The following is a 14,578-nucleotide window of genomic DNA, read 5'->3' as shown; positions in this document are numbered from 1 at the left end:
AGATGTAACAGTCCAGAAAGGGTTGGACCGTGCGCAAAAAATCACAGGTTCAGGGCCTCAACCCTGCCTGCGAAGGGGGATCAGCCCAGGATTTCCTCGTGGAAGAGCTTCCACTCGCCGCCTTGGCGCAGCCAGTACTGGCGGCGCATCCGACCGCTGCGTTCCCCCTCGAACACCTCGCCGAAAGTGGCGACCATGGTGTCGTCGCTGTCGCGCCAATGGAGGTAGGAAACATCCTTTAACTGAATACGCCGGCCCTGGGCGTATTCCATTTCATCGCGGACAATTGAAATTCCGTCGGCCGATTTTTTGGCTTGGCGCTGAAAATCCGGCAAATAGAATTTTTTCAATTGCGCTTCATTTCCCTGGGTCCGGGCGTCTTTCCAGGCATTGATCGCGCTGGTAAAGGATTGGGCGTCCTTTTCGGCCTGGGGCTGGGAAATCCATTGCAGGCTGCGCGCGGTGACGACCGGCGTGGCGCCGATCTGCACCTTGCGCAGCAGCTGGCGCAGGTCGGGATTGGCCATGACCACGCAGCCGTCGCTGGCCAGCGGCGCGCGCGCGTACTGCTGCGAGGGCGTGCCGTGCAGCCAGATGCCGCCGCCGGTCTTGCCGCGGCGCTGGTCGTAGGCGTTCGGGTAGTTGATCGGCAGCGCGCCGGCGCCATAGAAGTCCTTGAGCGACTTCGGGTCGAGGCTGCTGGTGATGAAGTACACGCCCAGCGGGGTGCGCGCATCGCCCTCGATCGCCTTGTCGATGCCCGACTTGCCGACCGAGATGTAGTAGTCGGCCACGAGCTTCAGGCCCTTGTCGCCGTTCTCGAGCAGGTACAGGCGCGAGCGCGAGGCATCGATGGCGATCGCATAGCGGCTGCGCGTGGACAGCTCGAGGAACTGCGAGGGCACGGTGTTCGGCGGCGGCCGTTCGCGCAGCGCCTGCAGGCGGCGGCGCGATTCTTCCTGCAGCTCGGCCATGGCCGGATTGCCCTTCAGGCGCGCCACGCTGGCGGCGTCCGAGAGGCTGTGCACGGCCGGCACCTGCGAGGCGAGCAGGTCGCCGTACACGAGCTGCGCGAGCTGGAAATTCGGGTAGTCGCGCACCAGTTCGCGCGCCTTGGCGAGTGCGGGCCGCGGCTGGCCGCGGCCGAAGAGTTCGTAGATCGCGATCAGCCGCGCCTCGGCGTTGCCGGCTTCCTGGATCGCGCCCGCGGGCGGCGTCTTGCGCGCGCTGCGGGCTTCGGAAGAAACGGCGGCGGTGCCGGCCGCCGCGGCGGCCGCGGTCGCCACGGCCCCCTTCTTCAGGCGGGCCTGGGCCTTGCCGCCCTTGGCGTCACGGGCTTCGCGTGCCTCCCGGGCTTCGCGCACGCTGCGCGATTCGCGGGTGCCGCGCGCTTCCTTGGCGCCGGCCTTTTCCTTCTGCGCCGAGCGGCTGCTGCCGGCCGCGCTCTTGCCCGACTTGGCGCCGGCCGTCTTGGCATGCGCGGTCTTGCCCGTGCTGCCGGCGGCGCCGGCAGGCATGGCGAGCACGAGGGCCGACGCGGCCATCAGCGCGGCAAGGAGGCTCCCGCCGCGCCGGAGTTCTGGGATCTGAGGCCGGCCCCGCCGGACGATGTCTGCCACTAGCCGCCGACGCTTTCCTTGCGAATGTGCCACTGACCGCCGGAGCGTTGCAGTTCCAGCGTCTTGCGGCTGGAGATGTTGAGGTTGTCGGCACGGTAGACCTGGCGGAACTTGGCGGTGGCCGACTGGCCGTTGACCTGGATCACGAGGTTCTCGAGGTTCACGCTGATGCTGGACTTGCCGACGATGCGCGCGCGGCGTTCCTCTTCCCAGTTCTTGCGGCTCTGGCCGCCGCCGGGCGTGAAGTCGCTGCCGTAGGCGGCGAGGTAGCGGTCCATGTCCTGGCCGGCCCAGGCGGCCGCCCAGCCGCGCACGGCCGATTCGACCTCCGCATTGGCACTCGACGAAGCGGCGGGCGCGGCCGGTGCGGCGGCCGGCGGCGAAGCCTCGGGAGCCTTGGCGACCACGGCCGGAGCCGGTGCCGGTGCGGGCGCCGGGGCCTTGGCCACCGGTGCGGGCGCCGGCGCCGGCACGGGGGCCGCGACGGGCGCCGGAGCAGGGGCGGGCGCCTTCGCGACCGGGGCGGGAGCCGGGGCCGCCGGTGCCGGGCGCGGTGCCTCGGGCGCCGCCGCCAGCACGGTCGGCTTGGCGCCGGGCACGGCCGGTACGAACAGCGTGCGGATCACCGCCAGCTTGGGCGCGACCGCGGTGTTGTTCTGGTCGAGCTGCAGCGCCTTGCTGTAGGCCTGGCTCGCGAGCCGCGCATAGAGATCGCCGAGGTTTTCCTGGGCGGTGGCATAGCTCGGATTGGTGCGGATCGCGCTCTCGAGGGCGTTGCGCGCCTTGTCGAACTGGTTCTGGCTCGCGTAGATGACCGCGAGGTTGTTGTAGGGCTCGGGCAGCTCGGGGGCGTCCTGCGTGAGCTGGGTGAAGGCGGCGATCGCCTCGGCGCGCTTGCCGGTGTCGAGCTGGATCACGCCCTTGAGAAAGCGCATCTGCGGGTCGCGCGGCTTGTCCTTCAGGAAGGCGTCGGCTTTGGTCGAGGCTTCCTCGAGCTTGCCGGCCTGCATCAGGCGGTCGACTTCCTCGTGCTCGGGCGCCGCCAGCGCGGGCAGGGCCGTGGCGCCGACCGCGGCGGCCAGGAACAGGGCGCGCACGACGGGCGTCAGGCTGAAAGGAGTGCGCAGGGAGCTCTTGGGCATGGCGGCGAGGCCTCGTGAGGGAGAGGAAAGGGGATGCGCCCGGGATTGTAAGTGGGGCGGTTAACCTTCAGACACACCGAGGGCGCCGCTGCGGCGTGCCTGCAACGCCGTTTCATTCCCCGTGGCATCGACCACCGGAAACCGTGGGGCCGAGTCTTTCACGCCGCGCCGCGTTCCTGCCCGCTGTCTGCCGGCGCCAGCCCATGCCCTGGCGCCGGCCGCAGCATCGCCGGAAAGTGCATGTCCCGGTAGGCCACGAAGCGGCTGCCGCGCGCCAGCCGGTAGCCCCACCAGACCGCCACGAACAGCACCAGCCCGATGTAGGTCGAGAAGACGCCGATCCAGTCGATGCGCCCGCCCGTGAAGGCGGCGTAGTTCTGGCCCAGCGTGACCACCAGGCACAGGCCGAAGGCGAACAGCGGCCCGTAGGGGAAGAAGGGCGAGCGGTAGGGCAGCAGCGACAGGTCCAGCCCCTGAGTCATCATTCCCTTGCGGAAGCGGTAGTGGCTCACCGCGATGCCGAGCCAGGCCACGAAGCCGGTCATGCCCGAGAGGTTCAGTAGCCACAGGTACACGCCCTGGCTCTCCGACAGCGAGGTCAAAAAGCACAGCGCGCCGACCGCGGTGGTCGCGAGCAGCGCGTTGAGCGGCACGCCCGCGCGCGTGAGCCGCGCGAAGCAGCGCGGCGCGCGGCCGTCCTTCGCGAGGTTGAACAGCATCCGGGTCGAGGCATACATGCCCGAGTTGCCGGCCGACAGCACGGCCGTGAGGATCACCGCGTTCATCACGCTGGCTGCGAAGGCCAGCCCGGCGTGGCGGAACACCAGCGTGAACGGGCTCACGCCGATGGCGTGGAGGTCGGTCTTGATCAGGTTCGGGTCGGTGTAGGGAATCAGCACGCCGATCACGCCGATCGCCAGCACGTAGAACAGCAGGATGCGCCAGAACACCTGGCGCACGGCGCGCGGGATGTTCTTCGCGGGGTTGGCCGATTCGCCGGCCGCCACGCCGATCAGCTCGGTGCCCTGGAACGAGAAGCCCGCGATCATCGCCACGCCGATCATCGCGGGCAGACCGCCCACGAAGGGCGCGTCGCCGAGCGTGAGGTTGCCGAAGCCCGCGGGCCGGTCGCCGCGCAGGATGCCGAAGATCATCAACACGCCGACCACCACGAAGGCGATCACCGTCACCACCTTGACCAGCGCGAACCAGAACTCGGCCTCGCCGAAGCCGCGCACCGAGATCGCGTTGAGCAGGAACATCAGCCCGAGGAACAGGGCGCTCCACAGCATGGCCGGCGTGCCCGGGAACCAGTACTGCATCACCAGCTGCGCGGCCGCGAGCTCGACCGCGATGGTCACGGCCCAGTTGTACCAATAGTTCCAGCCGAGCGCGAAGCCGAAGCCCTCGTCGACGTAGAGCGCGCCATAGGTCGCGAACGAGCCCGACACCGGCATGCAGGCCGCGAGCTCGCCGAGGCTGGTCATGAGGAAATAGACCATCGCGCCGATCAGCAGGTAGGCCGCGAGCGCGCCGCCCGGGCCGGCCTGCGACACGGTGGCGCCCGAGGCCACGAACAGGCCGGTGCCGATCGAGCCGCCGATGGCGATCATCGTCAGGTGGCGCGTGCCGAGCGCGCGGCGCAGCGTGGGTTCCTCGGCGGCGGTGCGCGAGGCGAGGGTGGGCGCGGTGGAGTCCGTTGCCATGTCGTTGTGTTCTCCCGTATGAGCCCGCGCGGCCCGTGAGGCCCGCGCGAGGTGGCGGCGATCATAAGTGCGGCCCCGCGCGCACCCCCGCGTCGCCCCGGGGTACGGCCGCGGGGCCCGCACAGTACAGTCCCGCCATGGACCGCCTCCAGAGCATCGAAGCCTTCGTGCGCGTCGCGCAGACGCAGAGTTTTGCGGAGGCGGCGCGTCAGCTCCGGGTGGCGAACTCGGTGGTCACCACGCGCGTCAAGCAGCTCGAGGAGTTCCTCGGCGCCCCGCTGTTCCACCGCAGCACGCGCGTGGTGCGGCTCAGCGACGTGGGCCAGGCCTTCCTGCGCGACTGCGTGGAGCTCGTGGGCCGCGCCAACGACATCGTCGACCAGATGCGCGATGCGCGCGGCACTCCCTCGGGCGTGCTGCGCGTGCATGCGCTCACGGGCATGGTGCTCGGACGCTTCGCCTCGCTGCTGCGCGAGTTCCACACCACTTATCCCGACATCCACCTCGAGCTGATCGTGAGCGACGCGGTGGTCGATCCGGTCAAGGCCGGCGTCGATTGCGCGCTGCAGATCTTTCCGGCCGCCTCCGAGGAACTGGTGTCGCGCCCGCTGTTCCCGGTGCGCCGGCTGCTGTGCGCCACGCCCGAGTATCTCGAGCGCCACGGCACGCCCGCGACCCCGCGCGAGCTGCATCGCCACAAGCTGGGCCTGTACTCGGGCTACCCCACGCGCGACCGCTGGACCTTCCACCACCAGGGCGAGCAGACCACCATCTACCTCGCGGCCGCGCTGTTGACCAACAGCGTGCACCTGCTGCGCGAGTACGCGCTCGAGCACGCGGGCATCGTCTGCCTGCCCACGCTGGTGGCGGGCGACGCGATCGCGCGTGGCGAGCTGCGCGTGGTGCTGCCCGAGCACCAGCTCTCGTCGTTCTCGCTGAGCGCGGTCTACGCGGGCACCTCGCGCAACGCGCTCAAGCTGCGGCTGTTCATCGAGCACATCGCGACCCGCTTCACGCGCGTGCCGCCCTGGGACGCCACGCTGATCGAGCGCGGAATGATCCCGGCCGAACTGATCGAGTGAGGGCGCGCGTTCCCGGGTAAACCCCAGCGATTATTCGGAGTCTGCGAATAATCCTCTTCCAATCTGGTCCCTACCGGCCCCCCCGGTTGTTTCCTAGAGTTCGGTCCAAGCCAGAACCAAGGAGACCGCCATGACCCAGACCGCCCAGACCCACCAAGTCCACGAAGGGCCCGCCTACCGCACCCGCTTCGGTTCGCTCGCCCACTACGAGAAAGGCCACGTCGAGCCGATCGCCGACGACGTGCGCCACTACGCCTTCTCCAATTGCTTCGAGATCGCGAACAACAGCCGGCCCTACGAGAAGGTGGTGTTCGGCCAGAACCAGATCTACGTGCTCGAGACCCTGCGTGCCGAGGGCCACTCGCCCTGGTTCACCTGCGCGCACGACGAGTTCGCGCTGGTGATGGACGGCGAGGTCGAGGTGCACCTGGTGCGGCTCGACGCGGCCCAGAAGGTGGCCGACCCCGAGAAGAACGGCGCCGTGCAGGTCGAGGGCGAGCCGCGCGGCAAGAAGATGGGTTGGATGAAGCTCTCGCGCGGCCACCAGGGCCTGCTGCCGAAGAACACCGCCTACCAGTTCCGCAGCGCACGCCCCGGCGTGATCGTGCTGCAGACCTGCAAGGGCGAGCTGTCGGTCGAGAAGTGGGCCGAGATCTGCCAGTCGCACTGAATGAACGAGGAGCACACGCCATGAACGCACCCGCAGAACTCGCCCGAGTCATCGCCTCGCAACCCGACGCCACGCTCGGCTACAAGGACTTCTCGCTCGGCAGCTTCCGCTTCCGCCGCGACGAGTATTTCGTCCACATCGGCTGGCAGACCCGCGACGGCCGCCCGATGAGCCACACCATGGATGCGGGCAACTACCTGCGCGCATTGATGCGCGACGTGGCCTGGGGTTTCTTCTACGGCTGGGTCAACTTCGACAGCGTGTTCGGCACCGTCAACCACTACGACTCGGTCGACCTCTATGCCGGCAGCTTCAACGGCACCATGAAGGACGCGGGCATCGACCTGCTCGAGAACTTCCCGAGCGCCCAGATCCGCGCCACCTTCGAGGCCATGCTCGACGACTGGACCAACGCGAGCTTCGATCCCTTCGCCGCGCCGCAGGAGACCGGCTCGCCCTACGGCCGCAAGAACGGCAACAACACGGCCAAGATCACGCGGGCACGCGAGCTCGCCACGCGCTGCGTGGGCCTCCAGGGCGACCTCGACCTGCGCAGCGACGAGCGCGGCGCGCCGGTCAACCGCGCCTTCGCCGACGTGCCGCAGGACCAGCCCGAGCTGCATCCCGAGCCCGGCTTCGAGAACGAGGTGCATGCCTTCAATCTCTTCGGCTTCCTGAGCCGCTCGCAGGTGACCTGGAACCCGAGCTTCACCTCGGTGGTGAAGCACAGCTACATGTGCCCGACGACCGAGGAGCACATCCTGCCGATCATCCACGGCAACGACCGCGTCGAGTGGTTCTTCCAGATGACCGACGAGATCCACTGGGACTGCGGCGACAAGAACACCGGCAAGCCGATGGCGCGCGTGATCATGAAGGCCGGCGACATGGCCGCCATGCCCGCCTACTGCCGCCACCAGGGCTTCAGCCCCAAGCGCTCGATGCTGCTGGTGTGGGAGAACGGCTCGCCGAGCCTGGTGTACGAGATCCAGAAGGGCGAGTCGCCAGAGATTCCCGTGCAGTTCTGACCTGCCTGTCTCCCTCCCCCGCTGGGGGAGGGCCGGGGTGGGGCTCTACGAGCCCGCGCCCTCTTCGAAGAAGCCCCCACCCCAACCCTCCCCCAAAGGGGGAGGGAGAGGAATGCTCATGCCCATTGCTTCCATCCGCCACCAGCTCTTCATCGACGGCCGCTTCGTCGACGCCGAATCGGGCGAGACCCTCGCCACCCTGAACCCGCACGACAACACGCCGATCGTCGATGTCGCGCTCGCGGGCAAGGCCGACGTCGACAAGGCCGTCGCCGCCGCGAAGCGCGCGTTCCCGGCGTGGAGCCGCATGGCCGCCGCCGACCGCGGCCGCATCCTGCTCAGGCTCGCCGACCTGATCGAGGCCAACGCCGAGGAACTCGCGCGCCTCGAATCGCTGGACACCGGCCACCCGATCCGCGATTCGCGCCGGCTCGACGTGCCGCGCACCGCCGCGTGCTTCCGCTACTTCGGCGGCATGGCCGACAAGTTCCAGGGCGAGACCATCCCGGTGGAGGAGGGCTTCCTCAACTACACGCTGCGCGAGCCCGTGGGCATCGTCGGCCAGGTGGTGCCGTGGAACTTCCCGCTGATGTTCACGAGCTGGAAGATGGCGCCCGCGCTCGCGGCCGGCAACTGCATCGTGATGAAGCCGGCCGAGATCACGCCGCTGAGTTCGCTGCGCATCGCCGAGCTGATGGCCGAGGCGGGCCTGCCGCCCGGCGTGGTCAACATGCTGCCGGGCCTGGGCAGCGTGGCGGGCCAGTACATCGCCGAGCATCCCGAGATCGCGAAGATCGCCTTCACCGGCAGCACGGCGACGGGCCGGCGCATCGTGCAGGCCAGCGCGGGCAACCTCAAGAAGGTGCAGCTCGAGCTCGGCGGCAAGGGGCCCAACATCGTGTTCGAGGACGCGAACCTGCAGGCCGCCGTCAACGGCAGCGCCTGGGCCATCTTCCACAACCAGGGCCAGGCCTGCATCGCGGGTTCGCGGCTGATGCTGCACGAGCGGATCGCCGACGAATTCCTCGCGCAGTTCGTTCCGCTCGCCAAGTCGATCCGCCTCGGCAATCCGCTCGACGAGACCACCGAGATGGGCCCGTTGACCAGCGCCCAGCACCGCGAGCGCGTGCTGAGTTACGTAGAAGTGGCACAAGGCGAGGGCGGCGAGCTGCTCGCGGGCGGCCGGTCGCCGGGCGGCGATCTCGCGAAGGGCTGCTATGTCGAGCCCACCGTGATGCGCGCGAAGTCGTACCGCGACCGCGTCGCGCAGGAAGAGGTCTTCGGTCCCTTCGTCACCGTGCTGACCTTCAAGGACGACGAGGAGGCGATGCGCATCGCCAACGGCACCGACTACGGCCTGGGCTCCGGCCTGTGGACGAAGGACCTGCAGCGCGCCCACAAGGTGGCGCGCGAGCTGCACGCCGGCATGGTCTGGATCAACAGCTACAAGCGCGTGAACCCCGGCTCGCCCTTCGGCGGCGTGGGCCAGAGCGGCTACGGCCGCGAGATGGGCTTCGACGCGATGCGCGAGTACACGCAGGTCAAGAGCGTGTGGGTCAACGTCGACGCGCGGATACCGCCGCATTTCGCGCGCTGAGTTTCGGCAGAGCGGCATCCGCAGACACAAGAACAGGAGACAGGCATGACATTCAATCGCAGGCAATTCACCCAGGCCACCGCGGCCCTCGTCGCCGCGGGCGCGACACCGCTGGCGTTCGCGGCCGATACGCTCAAGATCGGCTACGTGTCGCCGCAGACCGGTCCGCTCGCGCCCTTCGGCGAGGCCGACAAGTGGGTCATCGACCAGATGAAGGCCGCCTTCAAGGACGGCATCGCCATCGGCGGCCGCAAGTACGCGGTGCAGATCGTGCTCAAGGACAGCCAGTCGAACCCGAACCGCGCGGGCGAGGTCGCCAACGACCTGATCCTCAAGGACAAGGTGGCGCTGGTGCTCACGGCCGGCACGCCCGAGACCGCGAACCCGGTCAGCGATGCCTGCGAGCTCAACGAGGTGCCCTGCATCTCGAGCGTGGTGCCGTGGCAGCCCTGGTTCTTCGGCCGCAAGGGCGATCCGGCCAAGGGCTTCGACTGGACCTACCACCTGTTCTGGGGCCTCGAGGACGTCATCGCCAACTTCACCAGCGGCTGGAAGACGCTGGCCACCAACAAGAAGGTGGGCGGGCTGTTCCCGAACGACGGCGACGGCAACGCCTGGGGCGACAAGGAGCTGGGCTTTCCGAAGCCGCTCGCGCAGATGGGCTTCACGCTCACCGACCCGGGCCGCTTCCAGAACGGCACGCAGGACTTCAGCGCGCAGATCGCGGCCTTCAAGAAGGAGGGCGTGGAGATCGTGACCGGCGTGGTGATTCCGCCCGATGCCAAGACCTTCCTCACGCAGGCGCGGCAGCAGGGCTTCAAACCGAAGGTGATCACGCTCGGCAAGGCGCTGCTGTTCCCGGGCGCGATCGAGGCGCTGGGCGAACTCGGCGACGGCCTCTCGACCGAGGTCTGGTGGAGCCCCTCGCATCCCTTCGCGTCGAGCCTCACGAAGCAGAGCGCGAAGGCGCTGGCCGAGGCCTACGAGGCCGGCACGAAGAAGCAGTGGACGCAGCCGATCGGCTTCGCGCATGCGCTGTTCGAGGTGGCGGCCAACGCGCTGGGTCGCGCGAAGTCGCTCAAGGCCGCCGACGTGCGCGATGCCGTGGCCGCGACCTCGATCCAGTCGGTGGTCGGCCCGGTCAAGTGGGGCGGCCAGGGGCCGTTCAGGAACGTCAGCAAGACACCGCTGGTGCTCGGCCAGTGGGGCAAGGGCACGAAGTACAAGGTGGAACTCACCCTCGTGAACAACGAGGCCGCGCCGGGCATTCCCACCGGCGGCAAGCTGCGCGCGCTCTGACCGCCATGGCGCTGCTGGCATTGCATGGCGTGAGCAAGTCCTACGGCGCGCTCAAGGTCACCGACGGCATCACGCTCGCGGTGGCCGAGGGCGAGACGCTGGGCATCCTCGGCCCCAATGGGGCGGGCAAGACCACGCTGTTCAACCTGATCTCGGGCGACGTGCGTGCCGACGCGGGCCGGGTCGACTACGACGGCCGCGACGTGACGCGGCTGCGTCCGCACCAGCGCTGCCGCGCCGGCATCGGCCGCAGCTACCAGGTGCCGCAGCCCTTCGGGAACATGAGCGTGTTCGAGAACCTCGTGACCGCGGCCTGCTTCGGCGGGCAGCAGACCGAGCGCGAGGCCTGGCGCACGGCGCACGAGGTGCTGGCGCAGACCGGGCTGATGGCGCAGGCGAACGCGCCGGCCGGCGGGCTGCGGCTGCTCGACCGCAAGCGACTCGAACTCGCGCGCGCACTCGCGACGAAGCCGCGGCTGCTGCTGCTCGACGAGATCGCGGGCGGGCTCACCGAGCCCGAGGCCGCGGTGCTGGTGGGCGAGCTGCGGCGCATCAAGGCGCGCGGCGTGACCATGATCTGGATCGAGCACGTGGTGCACGCGCTGCTGTCGCTGGCCGACCGGCTGTTCGTCATCAACTTCGGGCAGAAGCTGGCCGAGGGCGAACCTCGCGCGGTGATGAACGATCCGGAGGTGCGGCGCGTGTACATGGGGATGGAAGCATGAGCGCGGCATTGCTCAGCACCCACGGCCTGCAGGCCTTCTACGGCGACGCCCAGGCCCTGTTCGGCATCGACTTCGCGCTCGCCGCCGGCGAGCTCGTCGCGATCATCGGCGCCAACGGCGCGGGCAAGTCGACCTTCCTCAAGAGCCTCACGGGCCTGGTGCGCGCGCCGCGCGAGGCGATCCGTTTCAGGGGCGAGCCCATCGGCGGCCTGCCGCCCGGCGAGATCGTGCGGCGCGGCCTCGCGCTGGTGCCCGAGGGCCGCCGGCTGTTTCCCAGCCTCAGCGTGGAAGAGAACCTGCTGATGGGCGCCACCGCGGGGCGCCCGGGCCCGTGGAACCTGCAGCGGCTCTATGCGCTGTTCCCCATCCTGGCCGAGAAGCGCCGCCAGCCCGGCACCTCGCTCTCGGGCGGCCAGCAGCAGATGGTGGCGCTGGGCCGCGCGCTCATGAGCAATCCCGACGTGCTGCTGTGCGACGAACTCTCGCTGGGCCTCGCGCCGGTCGTCATCCGCGAGATCTACGCGGCCATGCCCGGCATCACGGCCGAGGGCATGACGGTGGTGATCGTCGAGCAGGACGTGACGATGGCGCGCCAGGTCTCGCGGCGCGTCTACTGCTTCCAGGAAGGCCGGGTGTCGCTCGAGGGCCTGTCGGCCGATCTCACGCGTGAGCGGATCGCACAGGCCTATTTCGGCATCGAGGCGGTCCATGCTTGAAACCCTGCTCCAGGGCGTGCTGCTCGGCGGCCTCTACACGCTGTTCGCGCTCGGCCAGTCGCTGATGTTCGGCGTCATGCGGCTCACGAACACGGCGCAGGGCGACTTCATCATCCTCGGCGCCTTCGCGGTGATCGCGGGCGTGTCGCTGGCCGGCGCCGCGGCGCCGTGGCTGGTCGCGCTCGCGGTGCTGCCCGTGGCCTTCGGCTTCGGCTACGCGCTGCAGCGCTGGGTGCTCAATGGCACGCTGGGCAAGGACCCGCTGCCGTCGCTGGTCGTCACCTTCGGCCTGTCGATCGTGATCCAGAACCTGCTGCTCGAGCTGTTCTCGGCCGATCCGCGCGCCATCGAGACCGGTGGCCTCGGCACGCGCGGCCTGGCGCTCGGCGAATCGCTGTCGCTCGGCGTGCTGCCGCTGATCGTGCTGGCCGTGGCGCTTGCCGCCACCGGCGCGCTGCAATGGCTGTTCGCGCACACGGCGCTGGGCCGGTCGTTCCGCGCCGTGTCGGACGACCGCGAGATCGCCGAGCTCATGGGCCTCGATGCGAAGAAGGTCCATGCCTTCGCGACCGCCATCGCCTTCGTGCTGATCGCGGTGGCGGGCGCGCTGCAGGGCATGCGCACCACGGTGTCGCCCTCGGACGGCCCGCTGCTGCTGCTGTTCGCCTTCGAGGCCGTGATCATCGGCGGCATGGGCTCGTTCTGGGGCACGCTGGCCGGCGCCATGATCCTCGGCATCGCGCAGCAGGTCGGCTTCCGCCTCGATCCGGGCTGGGGCATCTGGTTCGGGCACATCGTGTTCCTCGCGGTGCTCGTGTTCCGGCCGCAGGGCCTGTTTCCCAAGACACGCGGATGACGCCGATGACGCCCCCCGCCACCCCTTCCTTCGTCGCGGTCGAACGCGCCACCGCCGCGAGCCGCGGCGCCCTCGTCGTCGGCATCGTGCTGGTGCTCGTCGCCGCCAGCCTGCCCTTCTGGGGCGAGTCGAGCTGGATGCGCGAGTTCGTCGAGATCGCCTGCTACTTCATCTTCGCGATGATGTGGAACCTGCTCGCGGGCTATGGCGGCATGGTCAGCATCGGGCAGCAGGCCTTCTTCGGCTTCGGCGGCTACGCGATGCTGGTGCTCGGCAACTTCGCGGGGCTCAACCCCTTCGTCGCGATCCCGCTCGGCGCGCTGGCCGCGGGGCTGGTCGCGATTCCGGTCTCCTTCATCGCGTTCCGGCTCTCGGGCGGCTACTTCGCGATCGGCACCTGGGTCATCGCCGAGGTGTTCCGCCTGAGCTTCGCCAACGTGTCGGCGGTGGGCGGCGGCTCGGGCACCACGCTGACGGCGCTGCGCGGCATCGACAAGGCCACGCGCGAGAGCGTCACCTACTGGATGGCGCTGGGCTGCGTGGTGGCGGCGGTGGCGCTGGTCTACCTGTTCCTGCGCAGCAAGCGCGGTCTCGCGCTGCTGGCGATCCGCGACAACGAGGTGGCGGCCGAGTCGCAGGGCGTGCCGGTGGCGCGCATGAAGCTCGCGGTGTACGGCGTCGCGGCCTTCGGCGCGGGGCTCGCGGGCGCGCTGTACTTCGTCGGCAACCTGCGCATCAGCCCCGACGCGGCCTTCAGCGTCAACTGGAGTGCGTTCGCGATCTTCATGGTGGTGATCGGCGGCATCGGCCGCATCGAAGGGCCGCTGGTGGGCGCGCTCGTCTTCTGGGCGCTCAACAAGTTCCTCAGCGACTACGGCACCTGGTACCTGCTGGGACTCGGGCTGCTCGCGAGCGTGGCCACGCTGTTCTTCAAGCAGGGGCTGTGGGGCTTCGCGCAGCAGCGCTGGGGCTGGTCGCTGTTTCCCACGCAACGCAGGCTGGTCGCCAGGGAACCGTGATTTCGCGCTGCGCCGCAGCATTCATGTAACTATCTGTTTACAATTGTTGCTCCGCCGCTTACATCCGGAGTTCCTCCCGTGACGATCACCAAACGCCGCCTGCTCGAGGGCGGCGCCGCAGCGCTGGCCGCCTCCCTTCTTCCCCAGGGTGCCTGGGCCCAGGACAAGCCACGCGCCGGCGAAGCCGCCTGGCCCACCAAGCCCGTGAAACTGCTGGTCGGCTTCCCGACCGGCGCCTCGCCCGACCTGCTGGCGCGCGCCATCGCCGAGCCGCTCGCGAAGCTGCTGCGCCAGCCGGTGCTGGTCGAGAACAAGCCCGGCGAGAGCGGCAACATCGTGGCCGACCAGGTCGCCAAGGCCACCGACGACCACACCATCGGCGCGCTGATCAACGGCAACCTCACGATCGCGAAGCTGCTCAATCCCAAGCTCCCCTTCGATCCCGAGAAGGACTTCGCGCCGGTCGGCATGGTCGGCACCGCGCCGCTGGTGCTGGCCGTGTCGGGCAATGCCACCGGCAAGACCGCGGCCGACCACCTGCTGTGGGTGCGCAACCTCGGCAGCGGCGGCAAGTACGGCACGCCGGGCGTGGGCACGGTGGGCCACCTGGGCATGGAACTGCTCAAGAGCCGCTCGGCCATCACCGCGCAGCACAAGCCCTACACCGGCAATCCGCAGGTGATCGCGGGCCTGCTCGCGGGCGAGATCCAGCTCGCGCTGCTGCCGCCCGCGCTCGCGATGCCGCACGTGCGTTCGGGCAAGCTCAAGGCCATCGGCGTGACCTCGCCCGAGCGCAGCCCGCTGGTGCCCGAGCTGCCGACCATCCGCGATGCCGACGTGCGCGGCGCCGACCTCGAGATCTGGACCGCGCTGGCCGCGCCCGCGGGCATGAACAAGACCGCGCTGGCCAGGCTCAACGCCGCGCTGGTCGAGGTGATCAGCATGGACGAGGTGCGCGAGGCGCTGCTCAAGACCGGCTGGCAGGCCCAGCCCGGTTCGCCCGACGCGCTGGCGCGCCGCATGCGCGCCGACACCGCGCGGCTGGGCGGCGTGATCCTGATGAAGGGCATCCACGCCGAGGGTTGAGCCGCGCCTGTGGCATGCTGGCCGGTCCTTTCC

At 69.4% G+C, this 14,578-nt stretch carries 13 protein-coding genes; 10 read left to right on the top strand and 3 right to left on the bottom strand.

Going from position 1 to position 14,578, the window contains the following annotated elements; genetic code table 11:
- Positions 1–80 precede the first annotated feature (80 nt).
- The 3 genes from BM109_RS22945 to BM109_RS22935 all read right to left on the bottom strand — a co-directional run bounded on the left by BM109_RS22945 (position 81) and on the right by BM109_RS22935 (position 4,467).
- On the bottom strand, positions 81–1,544 hold the full coding sequence (locus BM109_RS22945) for a L,D-transpeptidase family protein (protein WP_256222723.1): 1,464 nt from the start codon (positions 1,542–1,544) through the stop codon (positions 81–83).
- Between the two features lie 74 nt (positions 1,545–1,618).
- Positions 1,619–2,761, bottom strand: coding sequence for a nuclear transport factor 2 family protein (locus BM109_RS22940; protein ID WP_093347651.1), 1,143 nt, complete (start codon positions 2,759–2,761; stop codon positions 1,619–1,621).
- A 158-nt stretch (positions 2,762–2,919) separates the two neighbouring features.
- Positions 2,920–4,467: an amino acid permease gene (locus tag BM109_RS22935; protein ID WP_093347650.1), complete on the bottom strand. Its 1,548-nt coding sequence runs from the start codon at positions 4,465–4,467 to the stop codon at positions 2,920–2,922.
- A 137-nt stretch (positions 4,468–4,604) separates the two neighbouring features.
- Here BM109_RS22935 and BM109_RS22930 point away from each other — a divergent pair, with 137 nt between their 5' ends.
- The 10 genes from BM109_RS22930 to BM109_RS22885 all read left to right on the top strand — a co-directional run bounded on the left by BM109_RS22930 (position 4,605) and on the right by BM109_RS22885 (position 14,545).
- The gene (locus BM109_RS22930) at positions 4,605–5,549 is read left to right on the top strand and encodes a LysR family transcriptional regulator (protein WP_093347648.1); all 945 of its coding nucleotides are present in this window, start codon (positions 4,605–4,607) and stop codon (positions 5,547–5,549) included.
- A 130-nt stretch (positions 5,550–5,679) separates the two neighbouring features.
- The gene (locus BM109_RS22925; RefSeq protein WP_093347647.1) at positions 5,680–6,219 is read left to right on the top strand and encodes a cupin domain-containing protein; all 540 of its coding nucleotides are present in this window, start codon (positions 5,680–5,682) and stop codon (positions 6,217–6,219) included.
- A gap of 20 nt (positions 6,220–6,239) precedes the next feature.
- On the top strand, positions 6,240–7,247 hold the full coding sequence (locus tag BM109_RS22920; protein ID WP_093347646.1) for a hydroxyquinol 1,2-dioxygenase: 1,008 nt from the start codon (positions 6,240–6,242) through the stop codon (positions 7,245–7,247).
- 133 nt (positions 7,248–7,380) lie between these two features.
- The gene (locus tag BM109_RS22915) at positions 7,381–8,844 is read left to right on the top strand and encodes an aldehyde dehydrogenase family protein (RefSeq protein WP_093348348.1); all 1,464 of its coding nucleotides are present in this window, start codon (positions 7,381–7,383) and stop codon (positions 8,842–8,844) included.
- Positions 8,845–8,889: 45 nt separating this feature from the next.
- Positions 8,890–10,143 (top strand): ABC transporter substrate-binding protein, encoded by a 1,254-nt coding sequence (locus BM109_RS22910; RefSeq protein WP_093347645.1) that lies wholly within the window; start codon positions 8,890–8,892, stop codon positions 10,141–10,143.
- Positions 10,144–10,148: 5 nt separating this feature from the next.
- Positions 10,149–10,868: an ABC transporter ATP-binding protein gene (locus tag BM109_RS22905; RefSeq protein ID WP_093347644.1), complete on the top strand. Its 720-nt coding sequence runs from the start codon at positions 10,149–10,151 to the stop codon at positions 10,866–10,868.
- Entirely contained in the window at positions 10,865–11,584 is a 720-nt protein-coding gene (locus tag BM109_RS22900; protein WP_093347638.1) for an ABC transporter ATP-binding protein, read from the top strand. Before BM109_RS22905 ends, BM109_RS22900 begins: the two co-directional genes overlap by 4 nt.
- Complete coding sequence (locus BM109_RS22895) at positions 11,577–12,440, top strand: branched-chain amino acid ABC transporter permease (RefSeq protein ID WP_093347625.1); 864 nt, start codon at positions 11,577–11,579, stop codon at positions 12,438–12,440. The genes BM109_RS22900 and BM109_RS22895 overlap by 8 nt, the downstream gene beginning before the upstream one ends.
- A 5-nt stretch (positions 12,441–12,445) precedes the next feature.
- The gene (locus BM109_RS22890; protein WP_256222721.1) at positions 12,446–13,459 is read left to right on the top strand and encodes a branched-chain amino acid ABC transporter permease; all 1,014 of its coding nucleotides are present in this window, start codon (positions 12,446–12,448) and stop codon (positions 13,457–13,459) included.
- Between the two features lie 78 nt (positions 13,460–13,537).
- Positions 13,538–14,545, top strand: coding sequence for a Bug family tripartite tricarboxylate transporter substrate binding protein (locus BM109_RS22885; protein ID WP_093347620.1), 1,008 nt, complete (start codon positions 13,538–13,540; stop codon positions 14,543–14,545).
- The last annotated feature ends 33 nt before the right edge of the window (positions 14,546–14,578 follow it).

The organism is Variovorax sp. PDC80 (assembly GCF_900115375.1).
GTDB lineage: Bacteria > Pseudomonadota > Gammaproteobacteria > Burkholderiales > Burkholderiaceae_C > Variovorax.
The sequence above is the reverse complement of the archived record's forward strand: the minus strand, read 5'-3'. Positions and strand labels throughout refer to the sequence as shown.

Excerpts from the sequence above, each read along its gene's own strand:
- BM109_RS22945 (WP_256222723.1), bottom strand. The coding sequence starts at position 1,544 with ATGGCCGCGTCGGCCCTCGTGCTCGCCATGCCTGCCGGCGCCGCCGGC.
- BM109_RS22940 (WP_093347651.1), bottom strand. The coding sequence starts at position 2,761 with ATGCCCAAGAGCTCCCTGCGCACTCCTTTCAGCCTGACGCCCGTCGTG.
- BM109_RS22935 (WP_093347650.1), bottom strand. The coding sequence starts at position 4,467 with ATGGCAACGGACTCCACCGCGCCCACCCTCGCCTCGCGCACCGCCGCC.
- BM109_RS22930 (WP_093347648.1), top strand. The coding sequence starts at position 4,605 with ATGGACCGCCTCCAGAGCATCGAAGCCTTCGTGCGCGTCGCGCAGACG.
- BM109_RS22925 (WP_093347647.1), top strand. The coding sequence starts at position 5,680 with ATGACCCAGACCGCCCAGACCCACCAAGTCCACGAAGGGCCCGCCTAC.
- BM109_RS22920 (WP_093347646.1), top strand. The coding sequence starts at position 6,240 with ATGAACGCACCCGCAGAACTCGCCCGAGTCATCGCCTCGCAACCCGAC.
- BM109_RS22910 (WP_093347645.1), top strand. The coding sequence starts at position 8,890 with ATGACATTCAATCGCAGGCAATTCACCCAGGCCACCGCGGCCCTCGTC.
- BM109_RS22905 (WP_093347644.1), top strand. The coding sequence starts at position 10,149 with ATGGCGCTGCTGGCATTGCATGGCGTGAGCAAGTCCTACGGCGCGCTC.
- BM109_RS22900 (WP_093347638.1), top strand. The coding sequence starts at position 10,865 with ATGAGCGCGGCATTGCTCAGCACCCACGGCCTGCAGGCCTTCTACGGC.
- BM109_RS22895 (WP_093347625.1), top strand. The coding sequence starts at position 11,577 with ATGCTTGAAACCCTGCTCCAGGGCGTGCTGCTCGGCGGCCTCTACACG.
- BM109_RS22890 (WP_256222721.1), top strand. The coding sequence starts at position 12,446 with ATGACGCCCCCCGCCACCCCTTCCTTCGTCGCGGTCGAACGCGCCACC.